The organism is Alcanivorax borkumensis SK2 (assembly GCF_000009365.1).
In the GTDB taxonomy this organism is placed as follows: Bacteria; Pseudomonadota; Gammaproteobacteria; order Pseudomonadales; family Alcanivoracaceae; genus Alcanivorax; species Alcanivorax borkumensis.
The window spans coordinates 2610009-2624210 of record NC_008260.1 but is presented as its reverse complement, the minus strand read 5'-3'; the positions used below and the strand labels follow the sequence as shown (position 1 = coordinate 2624210).

The 14202-nt window shown below is 55.3% G+C and carries 13 protein-coding genes; 10 read left to right on the top strand and 3 right to left on the bottom strand.

Features of this window, described 5'->3' with window-relative positions; all coding sequences use genetic code 11:
* The first annotated feature begins 12 nt into the window (after nucleotides 1-12).
* The 9 genes from ABO_RS11810 to ABO_RS11765 are packed head-to-tail and all read left to right on the top strand — an operon-like array spanning nucleotide 13 to nucleotide 9397.
* Nucleotides 13-939: a branched-chain amino acid transaminase gene (locus ABO_RS11810; protein WP_011589575.1), complete on the top strand. Its 927-nt coding sequence runs from the start codon at nucleotides 13-15 to the stop codon at nucleotides 937-939.
* Between the two features lie 8 nt (nucleotides 940-947).
* Entirely contained in the window at nucleotides 948-2003 is a 1056-nt protein-coding gene (gene waaF / locus ABO_RS11805) for a lipopolysaccharide heptosyltransferase II (protein WP_011589574.1), read from the top strand.
* A gap of 4 nt (nucleotides 2004-2007) precedes the next feature.
* Entirely contained in the window at nucleotides 2008-2784 is a 777-nt protein-coding gene (locus tag ABO_RS11800; RefSeq protein ID WP_041705079.1) for a lipopolysaccharide kinase InaA family protein, read from the top strand.
* 3 nt (nucleotides 2785-2787) lie between these two features.
* Nucleotides 2788-3813 (top strand): lipopolysaccharide heptosyltransferase I, encoded by a 1026-nt coding sequence (gene waaC, locus ABO_RS11795; RefSeq protein ID WP_011589572.1) that lies wholly within the window; start codon nucleotides 2788-2790, stop codon nucleotides 3811-3813.
* Nucleotides 3810-4904, top strand: coding sequence for a glycosyltransferase family 4 protein (locus ABO_RS11790; protein ID WP_011589571.1), 1095 nt, complete (start codon nucleotides 3810-3812; stop codon nucleotides 4902-4904). Before waaC ends, ABO_RS11790 begins: the two co-directional genes overlap by 4 nt.
* Nucleotides 4901-5749, top strand: a complete 849-nt coding sequence (rfaP, locus tag ABO_RS11785; protein WP_011589570.1) for a lipopolysaccharide core heptose(I) kinase RfaP — start codon at nucleotides 4901-4903, stop codon at nucleotides 5747-5749. The genes ABO_RS11790 and rfaP overlap by 4 nt, the downstream gene beginning before the upstream one ends.
* A complete protein-coding gene (locus tag ABO_RS11780; RefSeq protein ID WP_011589569.1) occupies nucleotides 5746-6639 on the top strand; it encodes a glycosyltransferase family 2 protein in 894 nt (297 codons plus the stop codon). Before rfaP ends, ABO_RS11780 begins: the two co-directional genes overlap by 4 nt.
* Nucleotides 6636-7958 carry a lipopolysaccharide kinase InaA family protein gene (locus tag ABO_RS11775; protein WP_011589568.1) on the top strand — a complete coding sequence of 441 codons (1323 nt, stop codon included), beginning with the start codon at nucleotides 6636-6638 and terminating at the stop codon, nucleotides 7956-7958. The genes ABO_RS11780 and ABO_RS11775 overlap by 4 nt, the downstream gene beginning before the upstream one ends.
* A 2-nt stretch (nucleotides 7959-7960) precedes the next feature.
* On the top strand, nucleotides 7961-9397 hold the full coding sequence (locus ABO_RS11765; RefSeq protein WP_148201460.1) for a glycosyltransferase family 39 protein: 1437 nt from the start codon (nucleotides 7961-7963) through the stop codon (nucleotides 9395-9397).
* 2 nt (nucleotides 9398-9399) lie between these two features.
* Here the strand turns inward: ABO_RS11765 and lpxL are convergent, their stop codons facing one another.
* Together lpxL and ABO_RS11755 are read right to left on the bottom strand one after the other, a co-directional pair.
* Nucleotides 9400-10314: an LpxL/LpxP family Kdo(2)-lipid IV(A) lauroyl/palmitoleoyl acyltransferase gene (gene lpxL / locus ABO_RS11760; protein ID WP_011589566.1), complete on the bottom strand. Its 915-nt coding sequence runs from the start codon at nucleotides 10312-10314 to the stop codon at nucleotides 9400-9402.
* 7 nt (nucleotides 10315-10321) lie between these two features.
* Entirely contained in the window at nucleotides 10322-11488 is a 1167-nt protein-coding gene (locus tag ABO_RS11755; protein ID WP_011589565.1) for a hypothetical protein, read from the bottom strand.
* Nucleotides 11489-11685: 197 nt separating this feature from the next.
* Between ABO_RS11755 and hldE the strand changes: the two genes are divergently transcribed.
* Entirely contained in the window at nucleotides 11686-13116 is a 1431-nt protein-coding gene (gene hldE / locus ABO_RS11750) for a bifunctional D-glycero-beta-D-manno-heptose-7-phosphate kinase/D-glycero-beta-D-manno-heptose 1-phosphate adenylyltransferase HldE (RefSeq protein WP_011589564.1), read from the top strand.
* A gap of 294 nt (nucleotides 13117-13410) precedes the next feature.
* Here the strand turns inward: hldE and ABO_RS11745 are convergent, their stop codons facing one another.
* Nucleotides 13411-14199: a M48 family metallopeptidase gene (locus tag ABO_RS11745; protein ID WP_011589563.1), complete on the bottom strand. Its 789-nt coding sequence runs from the start codon at nucleotides 14197-14199 to the stop codon at nucleotides 13411-13413.
* Between the last annotated feature and the right edge of the window lie 3 nt (nucleotides 14200-14202).

The window sequence follows — 14202 nt, the reverse complement described above, 5'->3', positions numbered from 1 at the left end:
AGTATCACTGCCATGTCGATGGCTGTAAGAGACGGTTTTATCTGGTTGGATGGCGAGCTGGTTCCCTGGCAAGAGGCCAAGGTTCACGTGCTGACGCATACCCTGCATTACGGCATGGGCGTGTTTGAAGGCGTGCGTGCCTATGAGACAGCAAAAGGGCCGGCTATTTTCCGCCTGCAGGATCACACCGACCGGTTTTTCAACAGTGCGCATATCCTCAACATGAAGCTGCCCTATACCAAGGAGCAGATCAACGAGGCGCATCTGTCGGCGATTCGCGAAAATAATCTGCCCCACGCCTACCTGCGCCCGATGGCGTTTTACGGCAGTGAAGGCATGGGCCTGCGTGCCCACAACCTGAAAGTGCACGTGATGGTGGCCGCCTGGGAATGGCCGTCCTACATGTCGCCGGAGGCGCTGGAGCTGGGCATCAAGGTGCGTACCTCCAGCTACACGCGTCACCATGTGAACATCACCATGTGCAAGGCGAAAGCCAACGGCAACTACATGAACTCCATGCTGGCGCTGAACGAAGCCCTGTCCGGTGGCGCCGATGAAGCCTTGCTGCTGGATAACGAGGGTTATGTGGCAGAAGGCTCCGGTGAGAATGTGTTCCTGGTTCGCGACGGTATCATTTACACCCCGGAACTGACCTCTTGCCTGGATGGCATTACCCGCAAAACCATCATGCAACTGGCCGAAGAGCGTGGTTATCCGGTGCGAGAGAAGCGCATCACCCGTGACGAGCTCTACATTGCCGACGAAGCCTTCTTCACCGGCACCGCCGCTGAAGTGATGCCGATTCGCGAACTGGATGGCCGTATCATCGGTGCCGGCAAGCGAGGCCCGGTGACTGAACAGCTGCAGGCGGTGTATTTCGATCTGGTGCGCGGCAAACTGGATGACGACTACGGAGACTGGCTCACTTACGTGAGCTAAACAGGCGGATGCCGGCTACCTTGACCGACTCGCCCTCCGCCATCCTTGTCGTCGGCCCGTCCTGGGTCGGCGACATGGTGATGGCGCAAACGCTGTTTTCCGAACTGCGTCATCAATACCCCGATTGTGCTATCGATGTGCTGGCGCCGACCTGGTGTCGGCCGCTGCTGTCACGCATGCCGGAAGTGCGTGAGGCGCTGGCGTTGCCGTTTGATCATGGCGATTTGCGTCTTGGTGAGCGGCACGCATTGGGGAAATCCCTGCGCGGCCACTATCAGCAAAGTTATGTGCTGCCCAATTCGCTCAAGTCTGCGCTGGTACCGTTTTCGGCGAAAGTTCCGGTGCGCACCGGCTGGCGCGGCGAAATGCGTTATGGCCTGCTCAACGATGTGCGCAAGCTGGACAAGGAGCGCTACCCCTTGATGGTGCAGCGTTTTGTGGCGCTGGCATTGCCGGAAGGTGCGCCGGTTCCGGGGCTGGATGAGATTACCGCTCCACACTTGCAGGTCAGCGACGATTCCCGCAATGGGGCCATGGCGGCGCATAATCTCAACCTGGACCGCCCGGTGCTGGGGCTGTGCCCTGGTGCGGAGTTCGGCCCGGCCAAACGCTGGCCGGAGCATCATTATGCCGCAGTGGCCCAGCACTGGATTGAGCGTGGCGGGCAGGTGTGGATCTTCGGTTCCGGGAAAGACCAGCCCGTGGCGGATGTGATCGTCGGGGCACTGGAGAACGGTGCGGATGAGCATGCGGTGGTGCTGGCGGGGAATACGTCCCTGGAGCAGGCCGTGGATTTGCTGTCAGCGACCATGGCGGTGGTCAGCAATGATTCTGGCTTGATGCATATTGCGGCTGCACTGAAGCGGCCATTGGTAGCCGTATACGGTTCTACATCTCCCGGTTTTACGCCGCCCTTGGGGGATCGGGTAGCAGTGGTACGATTGGGGTTGGAGTGTAGCCCCTGTTTCGAGCGTGAATGCCCGCTGGGCCACCTGAATTGTTTGCGTCAGTTGCCGCCCATGAAGGTGATTGACTCGTTGGGGATATTGGTAGGAGATGAGTAATCCAATGGAATTGAATGGCAATTACATTCACCCCCACTGGCGATTGACGTTGAATGGGCTTGGTCTGAACACGATTGCGGATTGGTTGGCGTTAGACAAGACGCTGGTCGACGAGCCCAACCAGCGAGGGCGTGGGATCAGCCAAGTATTCCAGGCAAACGTGGTTGGGGCTGGAGGGGAACCGGTAACCGTTTATATCAAGCATCAGCGTAACTATGTGCGACGTACTGTGCTGCACCCCATCACCGGGCAAGCCACTTTGTATCAGGAATACATAGCCCTGATGCGTTGCTGGCAAGCGGGTGTGCCGGTAGCGGAGCCATTGTTTTTTGCTGTGAACTCGCAAGGTGGAAATCATGAAGCCATGTTGGTCAGCATTAACTTGGCTGGCTTTCAGAGCCTTGATCAAATCGATTTGGGTGCGTTATCCCCTGGGAGACGATTTACGTTAATACGTGATGTGGCCTCAGTGGTGCGCTTGCTTCATGAGCGTGGTTTGGTTCACCAGAATTTGTATCCCAAGCATATTTTTGTTGCTTGGTGTGAAAAACAGCAACGCTATGATGTGCGTTTCATTGATATGGAACGCTGTCGGCCTCACTACCAGCGCTGGCAGCCCCGTCTACGTGATCTGGAGACGTTGGCAAGACGAGCGAAAGGTTTTTCTGCCCGTGACAGGGTGCGGTTTTTAAGAGCGTATCTTGACCGACCGCTGGCAGATAGCGATGGGAGATCACTCGTTGCCCGCATGGAGCGTAAGTTCAAGTTAAGGAGCGCCTGATCAATGCGTTTGCTTTTGATCAAGACCTCTTCCATGGGCGATGTGATTCATGCCTTGCCTGCATTGACTGATGCGCTAGTGGCCTTTCCCTCGTTAAAGGTGGATTGGGTTGTGGAAGACAGCTTTGCCGACCTGGCCATCCGCCATCCTGCGGTTAATACAGTTATTCCATGTGCCTTGCGCCGCTGGCGGAAGCACCCCATCAAGGCGCGTCGCTCCGGGGAGTGGGCTGCCTTTAATGCCGCCGTTCAGTCAAACTCCTATGATGCGGTAATTGATGCCCAAGGCTTGCTGAAAAGCGCGTTCGTTACGCGCCTCTCCCGTGGTCCAAAATACGGTTTTGATAAGCACTCTGCGCGTGAGGGGCTGTCGGCCAGGGTGCTGGATCATCCGCTGCCTGTGGCCCGTGGCCAGCACGCCATTGAGCGGGTTCGTCAGTTGTTTTCCCAGGCTCTGAATTACCCCCTTGCCGATACTGCGCCAGACTATGGGTTACCCCGTGAGCATGTGCCAGCGCCCTTGAGTGAGCCGGCAGAGCTGGTGTTCTGTCATGGCACGACTTGGGCCACCAAACATTATCCGGAAGCGTTCTGGCGCCAGCTTCTCGAGCTGGCCAGCGGCGACGGCCACCGTGTCCATTTGCCCTGGGGCAACGACGAAGAAAAAGCCCGCGCCGAGCGGCTGGCCGCCGGGCTGGAGCGCGTTTGTGTGCTGCCGAAGATGGGTCTGGATGCGCTGACCGACAAGTTGTTGAGCTGGGATGCCTTTATCGCCGTAGACACTGGCCTGGCGCATCTGGCTGCCGCTGCCGGCTTGCCGGGTGTGGCGCTTTATGGTCCAACGGACCCGGTGCTGACCGGTGTGCAAGGCATGCGTGCTTCGTCATTGGCGGCGGATTTTCCCTGCGCGCCCTGCGTGCAGGGAAAATGCACCTATCGGGGAGAGTTAGGCAAGGGGGTAGAACCTCCTTGCTTTAGCAGTCTCAAGCCAAAACAGGTCTGGCAGCAACTGTTACGGGTGGCCTCATGAAGCTGGCGTTTGTGCTGTTCGAGTATTTCCCGTTCGGCGGGTTGCAACGGGATATGTTGGCTATTGCCCAAGCCTCTGTGGCACGGGGTCATCAGGTCACCATTTTTACCCGAGACTGGGACGGTGAAAAACCAACGGATATTACTGTGCATTTGTTGCCGGTGACGGCCGGCAGCAATCACCGGCGTGACGTGCAGTTTGCAGGCCAGGTGAGTGAGTTGTGGGCGGATTTTGACCTGAGAGTAGGGTTTAACAAAATGCCTGGGCTGGATTGGTATTATGCTGCGGATGGCTGTCTTTCCGAGCGTTACTCTTGGCCGCGTTCCTGGTTACCGCGTTATCGCAGCAAACTGGATATGGAGCATGCGGTTTTTGCACAGGATAGCACTACTCGTATTTTGTCCATTTCTCCGCCCCAGAAATCCCTGTTTCAGGATCACTACGGTACCGCCGAACAACGATTTGTCGATTTGCCACCAGGCATTCGCCGTGACCGGGTGCTGCCTGAGTGTTATGAGTCGGTGCGTATGGCGCATCGGGAAAAATTGGATCTGGCTGATCAGGAATCGATGCTGTTGTTTGTGGGTTCCGGTTTTCGTACCAAGGGCCTGGATCGTGCCATTCATGTGCTGGCGGCGCTGCCAGGGGCGCAACTGTTTGTAGTGGGCGATGACCGCCCTGAGCGTTTTGCCGCGCTGGCGCGCCGGCTGGGTGTAATGTCGCGCCTGCATTTCATGGGTGGGCAGGACAATGTGCCGGAGTGGCTCTGGTCTGCGGATTTGCTGCTGCATCTCGCCTATGCGGAAAACACCGGGACGGTATTACTTGAGGCTGCCATTGCCGGGTTGCCGGTTTTGACCACGCAGGCATGCGGCTATTCACCGTACATCGAGCAGGCGGCCATGGGCCAGGTAATGAATGACAATGCGTCGCTTGCCATGATGGCCTTGGCAGCCAAGGGGCTTCTGATGCAGGGGCGTGATGACTGGCGGCAACGGGGACGGGCATTTGCGGCCAGTGCAGATATTTATGACCTGGTGGAGCATGCGGTGTCCGCAGTGGAAGCGGGCGACGGCGGGGAGCAGGAATGAGCAAGATGCTGCGTGAGGATCTGGCGGCGGCCTGGGCCGGTAAGGACCCGTTTGAGCAGGCAGCCCGACAACAAGGGGATATTTTCCGGGAACGTGAAGGGCGCAGAACGCTACGTTTTTTCCATGCCGGGAAAGGTTATTTCCTCAAGTACCATGGCGGGATTGGATGGCGTGAAATCTTCAAGAATCTCGCTCAGGGGAAATTGCCTGTGCTTGGTGCCATGCAGGAAGTGCGTGCGATTGATGCTGTTCGGGCCGCAGGGCTGGATACGATGACGGTGGCAGGGTATGGCTGCCGTGGCCACAATCCGTCTCGTCAGGAATCGTTTCTGGTCACGGATGAGCTGGCCGATACCTTGAGTCTGGAGGAAGTAGGCGAAAGCTGGCTTGAGGCAGGAGAAGTTCCTGTAGGCTTCAAGCGCGAGCTGATTCGTCGGGTGGCTGCTATCGCCCGCCGTATGCATGACGCCGGCATTAATCACCGTGATTTTTATCTGGCCCACTTTTTGATGCCGGCCCCCGCGGTGCACGCCAGGGATGAAACCGCGCCTCTTTTCCTGATCGATCTGCACCGTTCCCAGGTGCGAGGGGCGGTTCCTCAACGATGGCGAGTCAAGGATTTGGGGGGGTTGTATTTCTCCACTGCCCGGTACGGGATGACGCGAAGAGATGTTCTGCGATTTGTGCGTGAGTACAGTGGCCTGTCTTTACGTGACGTGTTGACGGAAAAATCTGCCCTGCTGGCCGCCAGTCAGCGCGAAGGTGAAAAAATTTATCGTCGCTATTATGAAAAAAAACCACAATTTCCGCTGCAGTTTAATGCGCACCCGGGGAAGGATATATGAGCACGGGGTTTTCCGTTGTCATTCCTGCCTATAACTATGGCCACTGCATCGAGCGGGCGGTGCAGTCGGTATTGAACCAGTCTTATTCTGATTTTGAGGTGTTGGTGATCAATGATGGCTCTACCGATAACACCGATACGGTGATGCAGTCGCTGTCTGAGCAGAATAGTTCCCGGCTGTCTTATGTTCGGCAGAACAATCAAGGGCTGTCCGCAGTACGGAATCGGGGCGTGGAGGAAGCGGTTTTTTCCTGGCTAGTTTTCCTGGATGCTGATGATGAAATGTGCTCTGGGGCATTGGCAGCACTGGATCAATGCGCACAAGGAAACCCTCAAGCACGACTCCTTATCGGTGGCCATCTTTCATGTAGCCAGGAAGGGTGTGACGAAATTCGGCCATGGCCCGCATCGGATGATTGCCAGAAGAATTTCTCTGAATATCTGGGCAAGAAATTGACCATCTCAAATGGCGCGTGCGCGATGCATCGGACGTTATTTGCATCTGTGCGCTATGACCGTGAGTTGCGTCATACAGAGGATTTGCCCGTGTTTGCCCATGTGCTGGCCAATTATCCGGTGGCCACTACTCCGCAGCCCATTGCCAAAATTCACAAGCATGAAGACAGTATGCGCCATGATGTGAGCGCGGCCTTGGCGGTGGGCATGTCTCTGGAAAGCCGGATTTTTGATAACAATGGTCTGCCCGAATGGGCCCAGGCAATGCGCAAGAGCTATCGTGTGCGTAGATTACTTTCATTGGTGAAAATCTGTGATCGAGCTGAGCGTTACGGAGATGTCCGTCGTTTATACGGGCAACTTTTCAGGGAGTCCCCTTTTATGGCCATGCAGCCTCGTTATATACGCCGCCTGATCAAGAGCCTGATGAAATGACGGCACTGTCAGATTTGCAACATAGATGCTGGGATGAGATTGAGCCTTTCTCTCTTGAGCTAGCGCAAGAAACGTTGGTGGCTAAGAGCATTTTGCGGCATTTACCTGGGAAAAGGTTGGTGGTGAATGGCCGCTGGCAGGGGCAGCCGGTGATTGCCAAACTGTTTTTTAATGACAAAAAAGCAGTTGGTCAGCATGAGTATGCCTTGCTGAGAAAGTTGGCGTCCCAAGGTGTTCAGGTGCCGGAAACGATTGCTGTATTGGAGCAGGGAGCTCATACGGTTCTGTTGATGAAGCCGGTGGTGGGGGCTGAGCTGGGTACGTTATTGGAGAAGACGTTTAACCCTGCTTTGCTGCAAAGTTTATTGGACACCGTGTGGCAGTTGTATGACGCTGGCTGGATACAGACCGACTTACATCTAGGAAATTTTCTGGTGGATGAGGCAAGGGGTATCGTCTGTCTGGATGCAGGTGAAATTAGGCCCGTCCCTTCAAAGAGAGGCTCGCGTGCGCTGGTGGATAATCTGGCTCTGATGTGCTCCCAAGCTTCATTAGCACTGCAGGACCAATTAATTCTTCAGTGTTATCAGTTCATGCGAGCCCGGGGTGTCGATGGCTGTGATTTCGAAAATAAGTGCCGTAAGTTCCTACTGAAGAGGATGGTGCAAGCGGATAGAAAGTGGCAGCGTAACTGTTCTGCGATCCGTCTGGAGTCGATAAAAGACGGCGTTGCATACATTGATCGTGAATATCGAGATAAGGCTCGTACTTGGTTGGCGTACTGTGAAAACCCAGAGGGGTTGCCGCTGATAAAGAAAGGTAGTCGTATCAGTGTATTCGCAGACGAATCCTGGGTTGTAAAGCATTATCAAGAGTCTAGTTTGAAGGCCCGCCTCAAACAAAAAATGAAACACTCTAGGGGTATGATTAGTTGGCGCCAAGGTTGGCTGTGGGCGCTACTCGGAATACCAACGCCTCGTCCGGTTATGCTCGTTGAATTCACTGAAGGTGTACGAGCGGGAACCAGTGTTATCGTTTTTCCGAGACTGCAATCGCAGGCGCTAAGCCTAGTGATGGAGCAGCAGCGCTCCCGAGCGGAACATTTGGCAGAGAGTGTGCGGTTATGGTTGGAGCGATTTCTCTGGGCGGGCATTAGTCATGGAGATATGAAGGCGCAGAATATCTTGGTCAACGATAATGACGATATCAGCTTTATTGATCTTGATAATGCGAGTTTCAGTGTACGCGCCCGCCGGGCAAAAGCAAAAAATAGAAAAGACAGGATGCGGTTCGAAAGAAACTGGGAGCAATTTAGATAACGATGACGAAAAATCTTATTCTGTCTGTGGATAGCCCTAGATCACTTGCCTGCATGGCGATAATCGGAAGCTTAGCTCTTTCTCTGTTGGCATTTATTACTGATCCAGTTTTGAATCGGGATGGGATGCTATATATCGATTTAGCCAGGCAGATTGCTGTCGGCGAGACACAGGGTAGCATCACTAATACCTTTAATTGGCCGTTCTTCTCCTACTTTCTTGCAGGAATCATCAAGGTTAGCCCTTTTTCGGCATTAATTTCAGTGACAATAGTGGTGTCGCTTTTTGCTGCAGGGGCTACGGCGTTGATGGCTTTATTATTGTCTAGGGTCTCACTGACGTCGGGTTGGCTGCTTTTGCTTTTCGTGTTGGCCTTGCCGGCTTTGAACGAATATCGCTCTTCTGTACTGAGGGATTGGCCCGGCTGGTTTTTTTCGTTACTGGCCATTTATGCCTGGCTCCGCTATATGGAAAAGGCCTCGGTTGGGTGGCTGTCGCTGTGTTTTGGCGCCATTGTGTTTGGCGTGCTCTGCCGACTTGAAATTGGTGTTGTGGCTATTGGTCTCGCGTTGGCGGGCCTGCTCATGCCAGAGAGAAACTGGAGAAAATTGGCCGGTTTTTATGTGATTCCTGTGGTCGGCGTGACAGCTTTACTGTTTTTTCTTGTGTTTGATGGCGGCGAAGCGAGCGATAGAATTTTTCGTTATGCAAATGCACTGAATATGGCTGTTCGCTATCAGGAGTTTCAACACTATGGTGATCTGTTGGCAGGGGCAGTGCTTAATGAATTCTCGGAGGACTACGGTAGCCAGGTTTTATTTTGGGGTCTGATGACGTTGATTCCCAGTAAATTGTTAATGCTGTTGGGATGGCTAATCCTTGCTGTCTTTTTAAAACCTGTTGACTGGAAGGGTGGAGATCGTACCACCTATCAGGTTTTGTTTTGCTTATGGCTGGCTGTATTGGTGGTTTTTTTGGTCACCAACGTGTTTCTGTCTTCTCGGTATGTGGTTTTTCTCGCCTTGATGCTTTTGCCTTTCCTGTGGGGCCGGTTTTCACAGGCTTATGTTAATGGCTCTGCCGGGTTCCGGCGGGTAAGTGTAATGATTTTGATCGTGTCGGCGCTAGCAACGTCTATTAGTACCACTGGGCATGAAAAAACAGCTTTGAGGCAGGCTGGGGGCTGGTTGGCTGAACGTTCAGAGCGTGTGGTTTATATAAATGATGGGCAGGTTAGCTTTTATGCTGGCCAAGGCTACTTCAGCGATGACGCCAAACCGCTATTTCCGGAGCAAGTGATCCCGGGTAGCTTGCTGGCTTGGCGGGTGGAAAGAGATGAGCAAGATCGACTTCTTGCGTTGCAAGAACCGCGCTTTTCCTTGGAGAAAGTATTCGATAGTTCGGGAAATAGCGTGGTGGTGGTGCTGGTCAGAAAGTAGGTTTACTTATAGGGCGATTGTCCGTTCTTTTGGTGTTTAAACCGCTTGTGAACCCAGAGATACTGCTCGGGATGCTTGCGCACATAGTGCTCAATTGTGCTATTAACCCGAGCTGTATCCGCTTTATCGTCGCCACTGGGAAAATCTTCAAGCGCCGGGCCGAATTCGATTTCGTAGCGGCCGCCGGGTAGGCGGTAGTGCGCGCAGGGAATGACGGCGGCCTTGCCCATGCGGGCGATGCGGCTGGTGGCGGTAATGGTCGCTGCGGGCACGCCAAAAAAAGGCACAAATACCGCGTGGGCGGTGCCGTAATCCTGATCCGGGGCATACCACACTATGTCTCCCTTTCTGAGCAAGCGAACGATATGTCGAATATCTGTGCGCTTAACGATGCCTTTCATGTAGTTCAGGCGTCCCTTATTGATCAAGCGATCAATCACCAGGTTATCGTTGGGGCGATAGACTGCATTCATATCAAATGCGCAACTCAGTAACCGCGACCCCACATCTATGCTGTTGAAATGCATGCCCAGTAACAACACCCCTTGCCCTGCGGCTTGGGCATTGCGGACATGCTCTAAGCCATTGATAGTCAGGCGGTTATTAAGGTTGATGCGGTGGTTGCTGAAGCTTCCGGCCATTTCCAGAATGGCTTCGCCGGTGCTGACCATGCAGCGCCTGGCTAAGGTTTCTTGCTCTTCGGCACTTAATTCTGGGAAGCAAAACCGAATGTTGGTCTGAACAACATGGCGGCGTTTTTTTGTCAGATGCCAGGCAAGGTGGCCCAGTCCACGACCCGCGGCCAATAAAACAGTCCACGGTAGCTGGCCGACTAGCCAGAATAGCCCGACGCCTAGCCAGCTAGGGTATAGGCGCGGATCGGAGAGGCGTGAAGGTCGGTTGATGCGTTTTCCCATGGTAATCTCAACGACTGTTGGGATGGATGCTTGGGCGCTCGCTGAGTCGGGCCAGCAGAAGCGCTAAAGGGAGCCAAAGGCTAAGCCAGCTGGCATGGAATGGCACGAGTAGATATGCGCCGGCGGCGTAGGCCATACACAGGCCTGGCAGAACAGCAATGGTGTAGGCCGCACTGTCATGCCAGTTGATCTGGCGCTGCAGTAGGGCGGTCAGTGGGCTTACCCAACTGGCGATGAACAGCACCAGGCCGACCAATCCCAGCCCGTGAATCAATAGCAGAAAAATATTTCGGGGGTGAGCGAGGGTCTGTAGGTGAGAGCCGTTGTAGGCGAGCACTCCATTCAATGTTTCGTGATTCAGCCCGTTACCGATTAGGGGGTGAGCGAAGTAGTTGTTCACCGCCACACTGTGGCCACCTTGCACCATCAGGTAAAAGGCAGCGGCCAGCGGGATCAGGCTTAGCCAGCGGCGAGAGCTACGGGTAAGCAGCCAAGCGACAGCAAGCATGATGCACATTAACCCCAGAGGCAAAGAGGCTAGGCAAAGAAACACAAAGCCGACCCCGGCACCAACCAAGCGGCGGGCGCCTTTGCCGGATGCCCCTTCTTCCATGCCCTGTGCCAGAAGAATGAACGTCGGTGCCACCATGGCCATCAGTGCCAGGGAGGGGTCAAGAGAAGGCATGCGAAAAATCAGGTTTGCCGGTTCGCTGAACAGGGGGCTGCTGAATGGCTGAGTGGTGTAGTAGCTGACCATAACGATTGAAGACACAATCACGGCACACAGGGCGCCGTTGGCCATGGCTTGTTTAAAGGTGTTACGGAAATGCAGGTGTAGCCAACGAAATAACCCCACCATCACCACAATCTGCACGACTCCGCGCACCGTGCGTGAGGAATTGGGTTCTTCTGCCCAAGCTAGGCTGAGCAAGGCCCAGGCGAGCAATAGATAAAGAGGAACAAGAAAAGGCGAGGTCATCAGGCGATGATCGCCACTGACTACGGCGCGGGTGAGCAGGGTTAGGCCGGGCAAAAAGAAAAGCACATCTAGCACGTTAAGTAAGCCGATGCGGGAGCTGAACAGGAAGACACCGCTGAACATCACTGCAAATGATAATGTGAGCCACCAGCGTAGCCAGCGACCTTGCATGATGTTGGGGGGCAGTGGTGGCATAGCGTGTCCTGTTGCTTCTAAAATTGGCCAAGGGTTAAGGGCTACTGAATGATACCCTGACAGCGAGGTGATGCGTAATTGCCGGGTGACACACTCACGCAGTCTTGTGGCGCGAAGTGTACTGTCTGAACCGGTTTGCCTCCACTGCTATGCTACAATTGCGGGCAATTCGGCTCTGTTGTCTTTTGGAGACATTGATGCAAAACCCGCACATCCCTTCTTTTGCCCAAGCCCGTGTTCTGGTGGCGGGTGATGTCATGCTGGATCGCTATTGGCACGGCCCCACCAGCCGTATTTCACCGGAGGCGCCAGTGCCTGTGGTGCGCGTGACCGAGCTAGAAGATCGCCCTGGTGGTGCCGCCAATGTGGCATTGAACATGGCCGCCTTGGGCGCCCGTGCAGAGCTGGTTGGGGTGACGGGCCGGGATGAAGCTGCCTCGATTCTGGAAGAGCGGCTGGCGGCGGCGGAAGTGGGCTGCCATTTCCAGAAAGTGGACGGGTTGCCCACGATTACCAAATTGCGGGTGATTAGTCGTCAGCAACAACTGTTGCGGCTGGATTTTGAAGAAGCGTTCCACAGCCAGGACCCGGCGCCGTTTGCCGAGCAGGTTAAGCAGCAGTTAGTCCATTGCGGTGCGCTGGTGTTGTCGGATTATGCCAAAGGCGCCCTGCGTGACTGTCCTGGTCTGATCGCCCTGGCCCGCGAAGCGGGGGTGCCGGTGCTGGTGGATCCCAAGGGTACCGATTTTGAGCCCTATCGCGGGGCGACCTTGCTGACGCCGAACCTGAGTGAGTTTGAAGCGGTGGTGGGCGTGGTGAAAGATGAGCAGGACCTGATTGCCAAGGGCCAGCAGCTGATCCGCGATCTGGACCTGCAGGCCATGCTGGTCACTCGCAGTGAAAAGGGCATGACCCTGCTGCGTGATGGCTTGCCGGAGCTGCACTTGCCGGCCCGTGCCCGTGAAGTATTCGATGTCACTGGCGCGGGGGACACGGTGATCTCGGTGCTGGCGGTGTCGTTAGCTGCGGGCGCCGCCATGGAAGATGCGGTGGCCTTGGCCAACATTGCCGCTGGCATTGTGGTGGCGAAACTGGGCACGGCGGTGGTCTCCGCTCCCGAATTGCGTCGTGCGGTGCATCAAGAGGGGGGCTCCGGTCGTGGCGTGATGAGCGAAGCGCAATTGCTGATTGCCATCGAGGATGCTCGCGCCCAGGGCGAGAGAATCGTTTTCACCAATGGCTGTTTCGACATTATCCATGCCGGTCATGTGGGGTATTTGGATACGGCTCGTCGGCAAGGGGACCGCTTGGTGCTTGCGGTAAACGGTGATGAATCGATTCGACGGTTGAAGGGGCCGGGTCGGCCTATTAATCCGCTTGAGCGCCGCATGGCAGTCTTGGCTGCGTTGGAGGCGGTGGACTGGGTGGTGGCTTTCGATACTGATACACCGGAGCCACTGTTGGAGTCCATTAAGCCAGATGTTCTTGTGAAAGGCGGTGACTACAGCGTAGACCAGGTGGTGGGCCACGAATTTGTGAAAAGCTATGGTGGTGAGGTAAAAGTGCTCGATTTCATCGATGACATCTCCACCACCAAGATTGTGGAGCGCATTCGAGAGAAAGATTAACGGATTCGCGGGGGGAGAATGAATTACTAGCGAGTGAACACTTGCCGGTTGCTCGCGTGTTCAGTGCGGCTGTGGAGATGTCGAGTTGCCCGGCCTCTGCCTTCAGGATAACAGGGAAGGAAGCCCCGGAAGCGTCTCTGGGGTCTTCACGTCTGAGGTTCTCCGCCCATGTTCCCGTTTTGGCCTGTGACTATGAAGGACGATGATTGGCTGCCGGAGGTTAAGGCGGTCTCCCTGAAAGTCGTGGTGGCTAGCTAATGGTTGTTGTTCGCAGCAACGCCGGCTGTGATGCGATTAGCGTTCGCAGTTCACCGGCGACGCTTGATGATACAGCGGCAGGGTGTTCCCCATCCGCTCCTCCAGTGCCTTGATGCGGCTGTCGTGATTAGGGTGGGTGGAGAGAAACTCCATAGGTTGGGCACCGCCTGCGGCGGCCATATTGCGCCATAGTTGAATGCTTTGTAGTGGATCAAAACCCGCGCTGGCCATCAACTCTAGGCCCATGGCGTCCGCTTCCTGCTCATGGCTACGGCTGAACGGTAGCGCAATCCCCAGATATGCTCCCACGCCGAGGGCCTGCCGAATATTCTCGGTATCTGCATCACCTTCACTGAACAGCCCAACGATGAACAATACTGTTTTGATGCCCAACTCCTGGGTTAACCGCTCGTTGCCGTGCTTGGCCAGTACATGGGCGATTTCATGGCCCACCACTGCGGCCAGCTGGTCGTCGCTTTGTGCCACCTTAAGCAGCCCTTCATTGACGCCTATCTTGCCTCCGGGTAGAGCAAAGGCATTAGGTGTGGAATCTGCGAACAGCACCACCTCCCAGGTGGTCGGCATGGTCGCACCAGGAAAGCGTGCGGGGATGCGGCTGATCAGGTGCTCTGCCACACATTGCACCTTTCGGCGGGCGCTTTCGCCGGTACCCACCGGCAACTGCTGCTGCATCTGCACAAAAGTCTGACGACCAAAGTCCGCCATCATAGACTCTGGTACTAGCGCCAGTTGGTCGCGACCGGTGGGAGTCTGGTCGCAGCCGACCAGCAGTAAAGGCAAAATGGCCAAGAGGAAAAAACGCACAGG

Excerpts from the sequence above, each read along its gene's own strand:
- ABO_RS11810 (WP_011589575.1), top strand. The coding sequence starts at position 13 with ATGTCGATGGCTGTAAGAGACGGTTTTATCTGGTTGGATGGCGAGCTG.
- ABO_RS11800 (WP_041705079.1), top strand. The coding sequence starts at position 2,008 with ATGGAATTGAATGGCAATTACATTCACCCCCACTGGCGATTGACGTTG.
- rfaP (WP_011589570.1), top strand. The coding sequence starts at position 4,901 with ATGAGCAAGATGCTGCGTGAGGATCTGGCGGCGGCCTGGGCCGGTAAG.
- hldE (WP_011589564.1), top strand. The coding sequence starts at position 11,686 with ATGCAAAACCCGCACATCCCTTCTTTTGCCCAAGCCCGTGTTCTGGTG.
- waaF (WP_011589574.1), top strand. The coding sequence starts at position 948 with ATGCCGGCTACCTTGACCGACTCGCCCTCCGCCATCCTTGTCGTCGGC.
- ABO_RS11790 (WP_011589571.1), top strand. The coding sequence starts at position 3,810 with ATGAAGCTGGCGTTTGTGCTGTTCGAGTATTTCCCGTTCGGCGGGTTG.
- waaC (WP_011589572.1), top strand. The coding sequence starts at position 2,788 with ATGCGTTTGCTTTTGATCAAGACCTCTTCCATGGGCGATGTGATTCAT.
- ABO_RS11765 (WP_148201460.1), top strand. The coding sequence starts at position 7,961 with ATGACGAAAAATCTTATTCTGTCTGTGGATAGCCCTAGATCACTTGCC.
- lpxL (WP_011589566.1), bottom strand. The coding sequence starts at position 10,314 with ATGGGAAAACGCATCAACCGACCTTCACGCCTCTCCGATCCGCGCCTA.
- ABO_RS11755 (WP_011589565.1), bottom strand. The coding sequence starts at position 11,488 with ATGCCACCACTGCCCCCCAACATCATGCAAGGTCGCTGGCTACGCTGG.
- ABO_RS11780 (WP_011589569.1), top strand. The coding sequence starts at position 5,746 with ATGAGCACGGGGTTTTCCGTTGTCATTCCTGCCTATAACTATGGCCAC.
- ABO_RS11775 (WP_011589568.1), top strand. The coding sequence starts at position 6,636 with ATGACGGCACTGTCAGATTTGCAACATAGATGCTGGGATGAGATTGAG.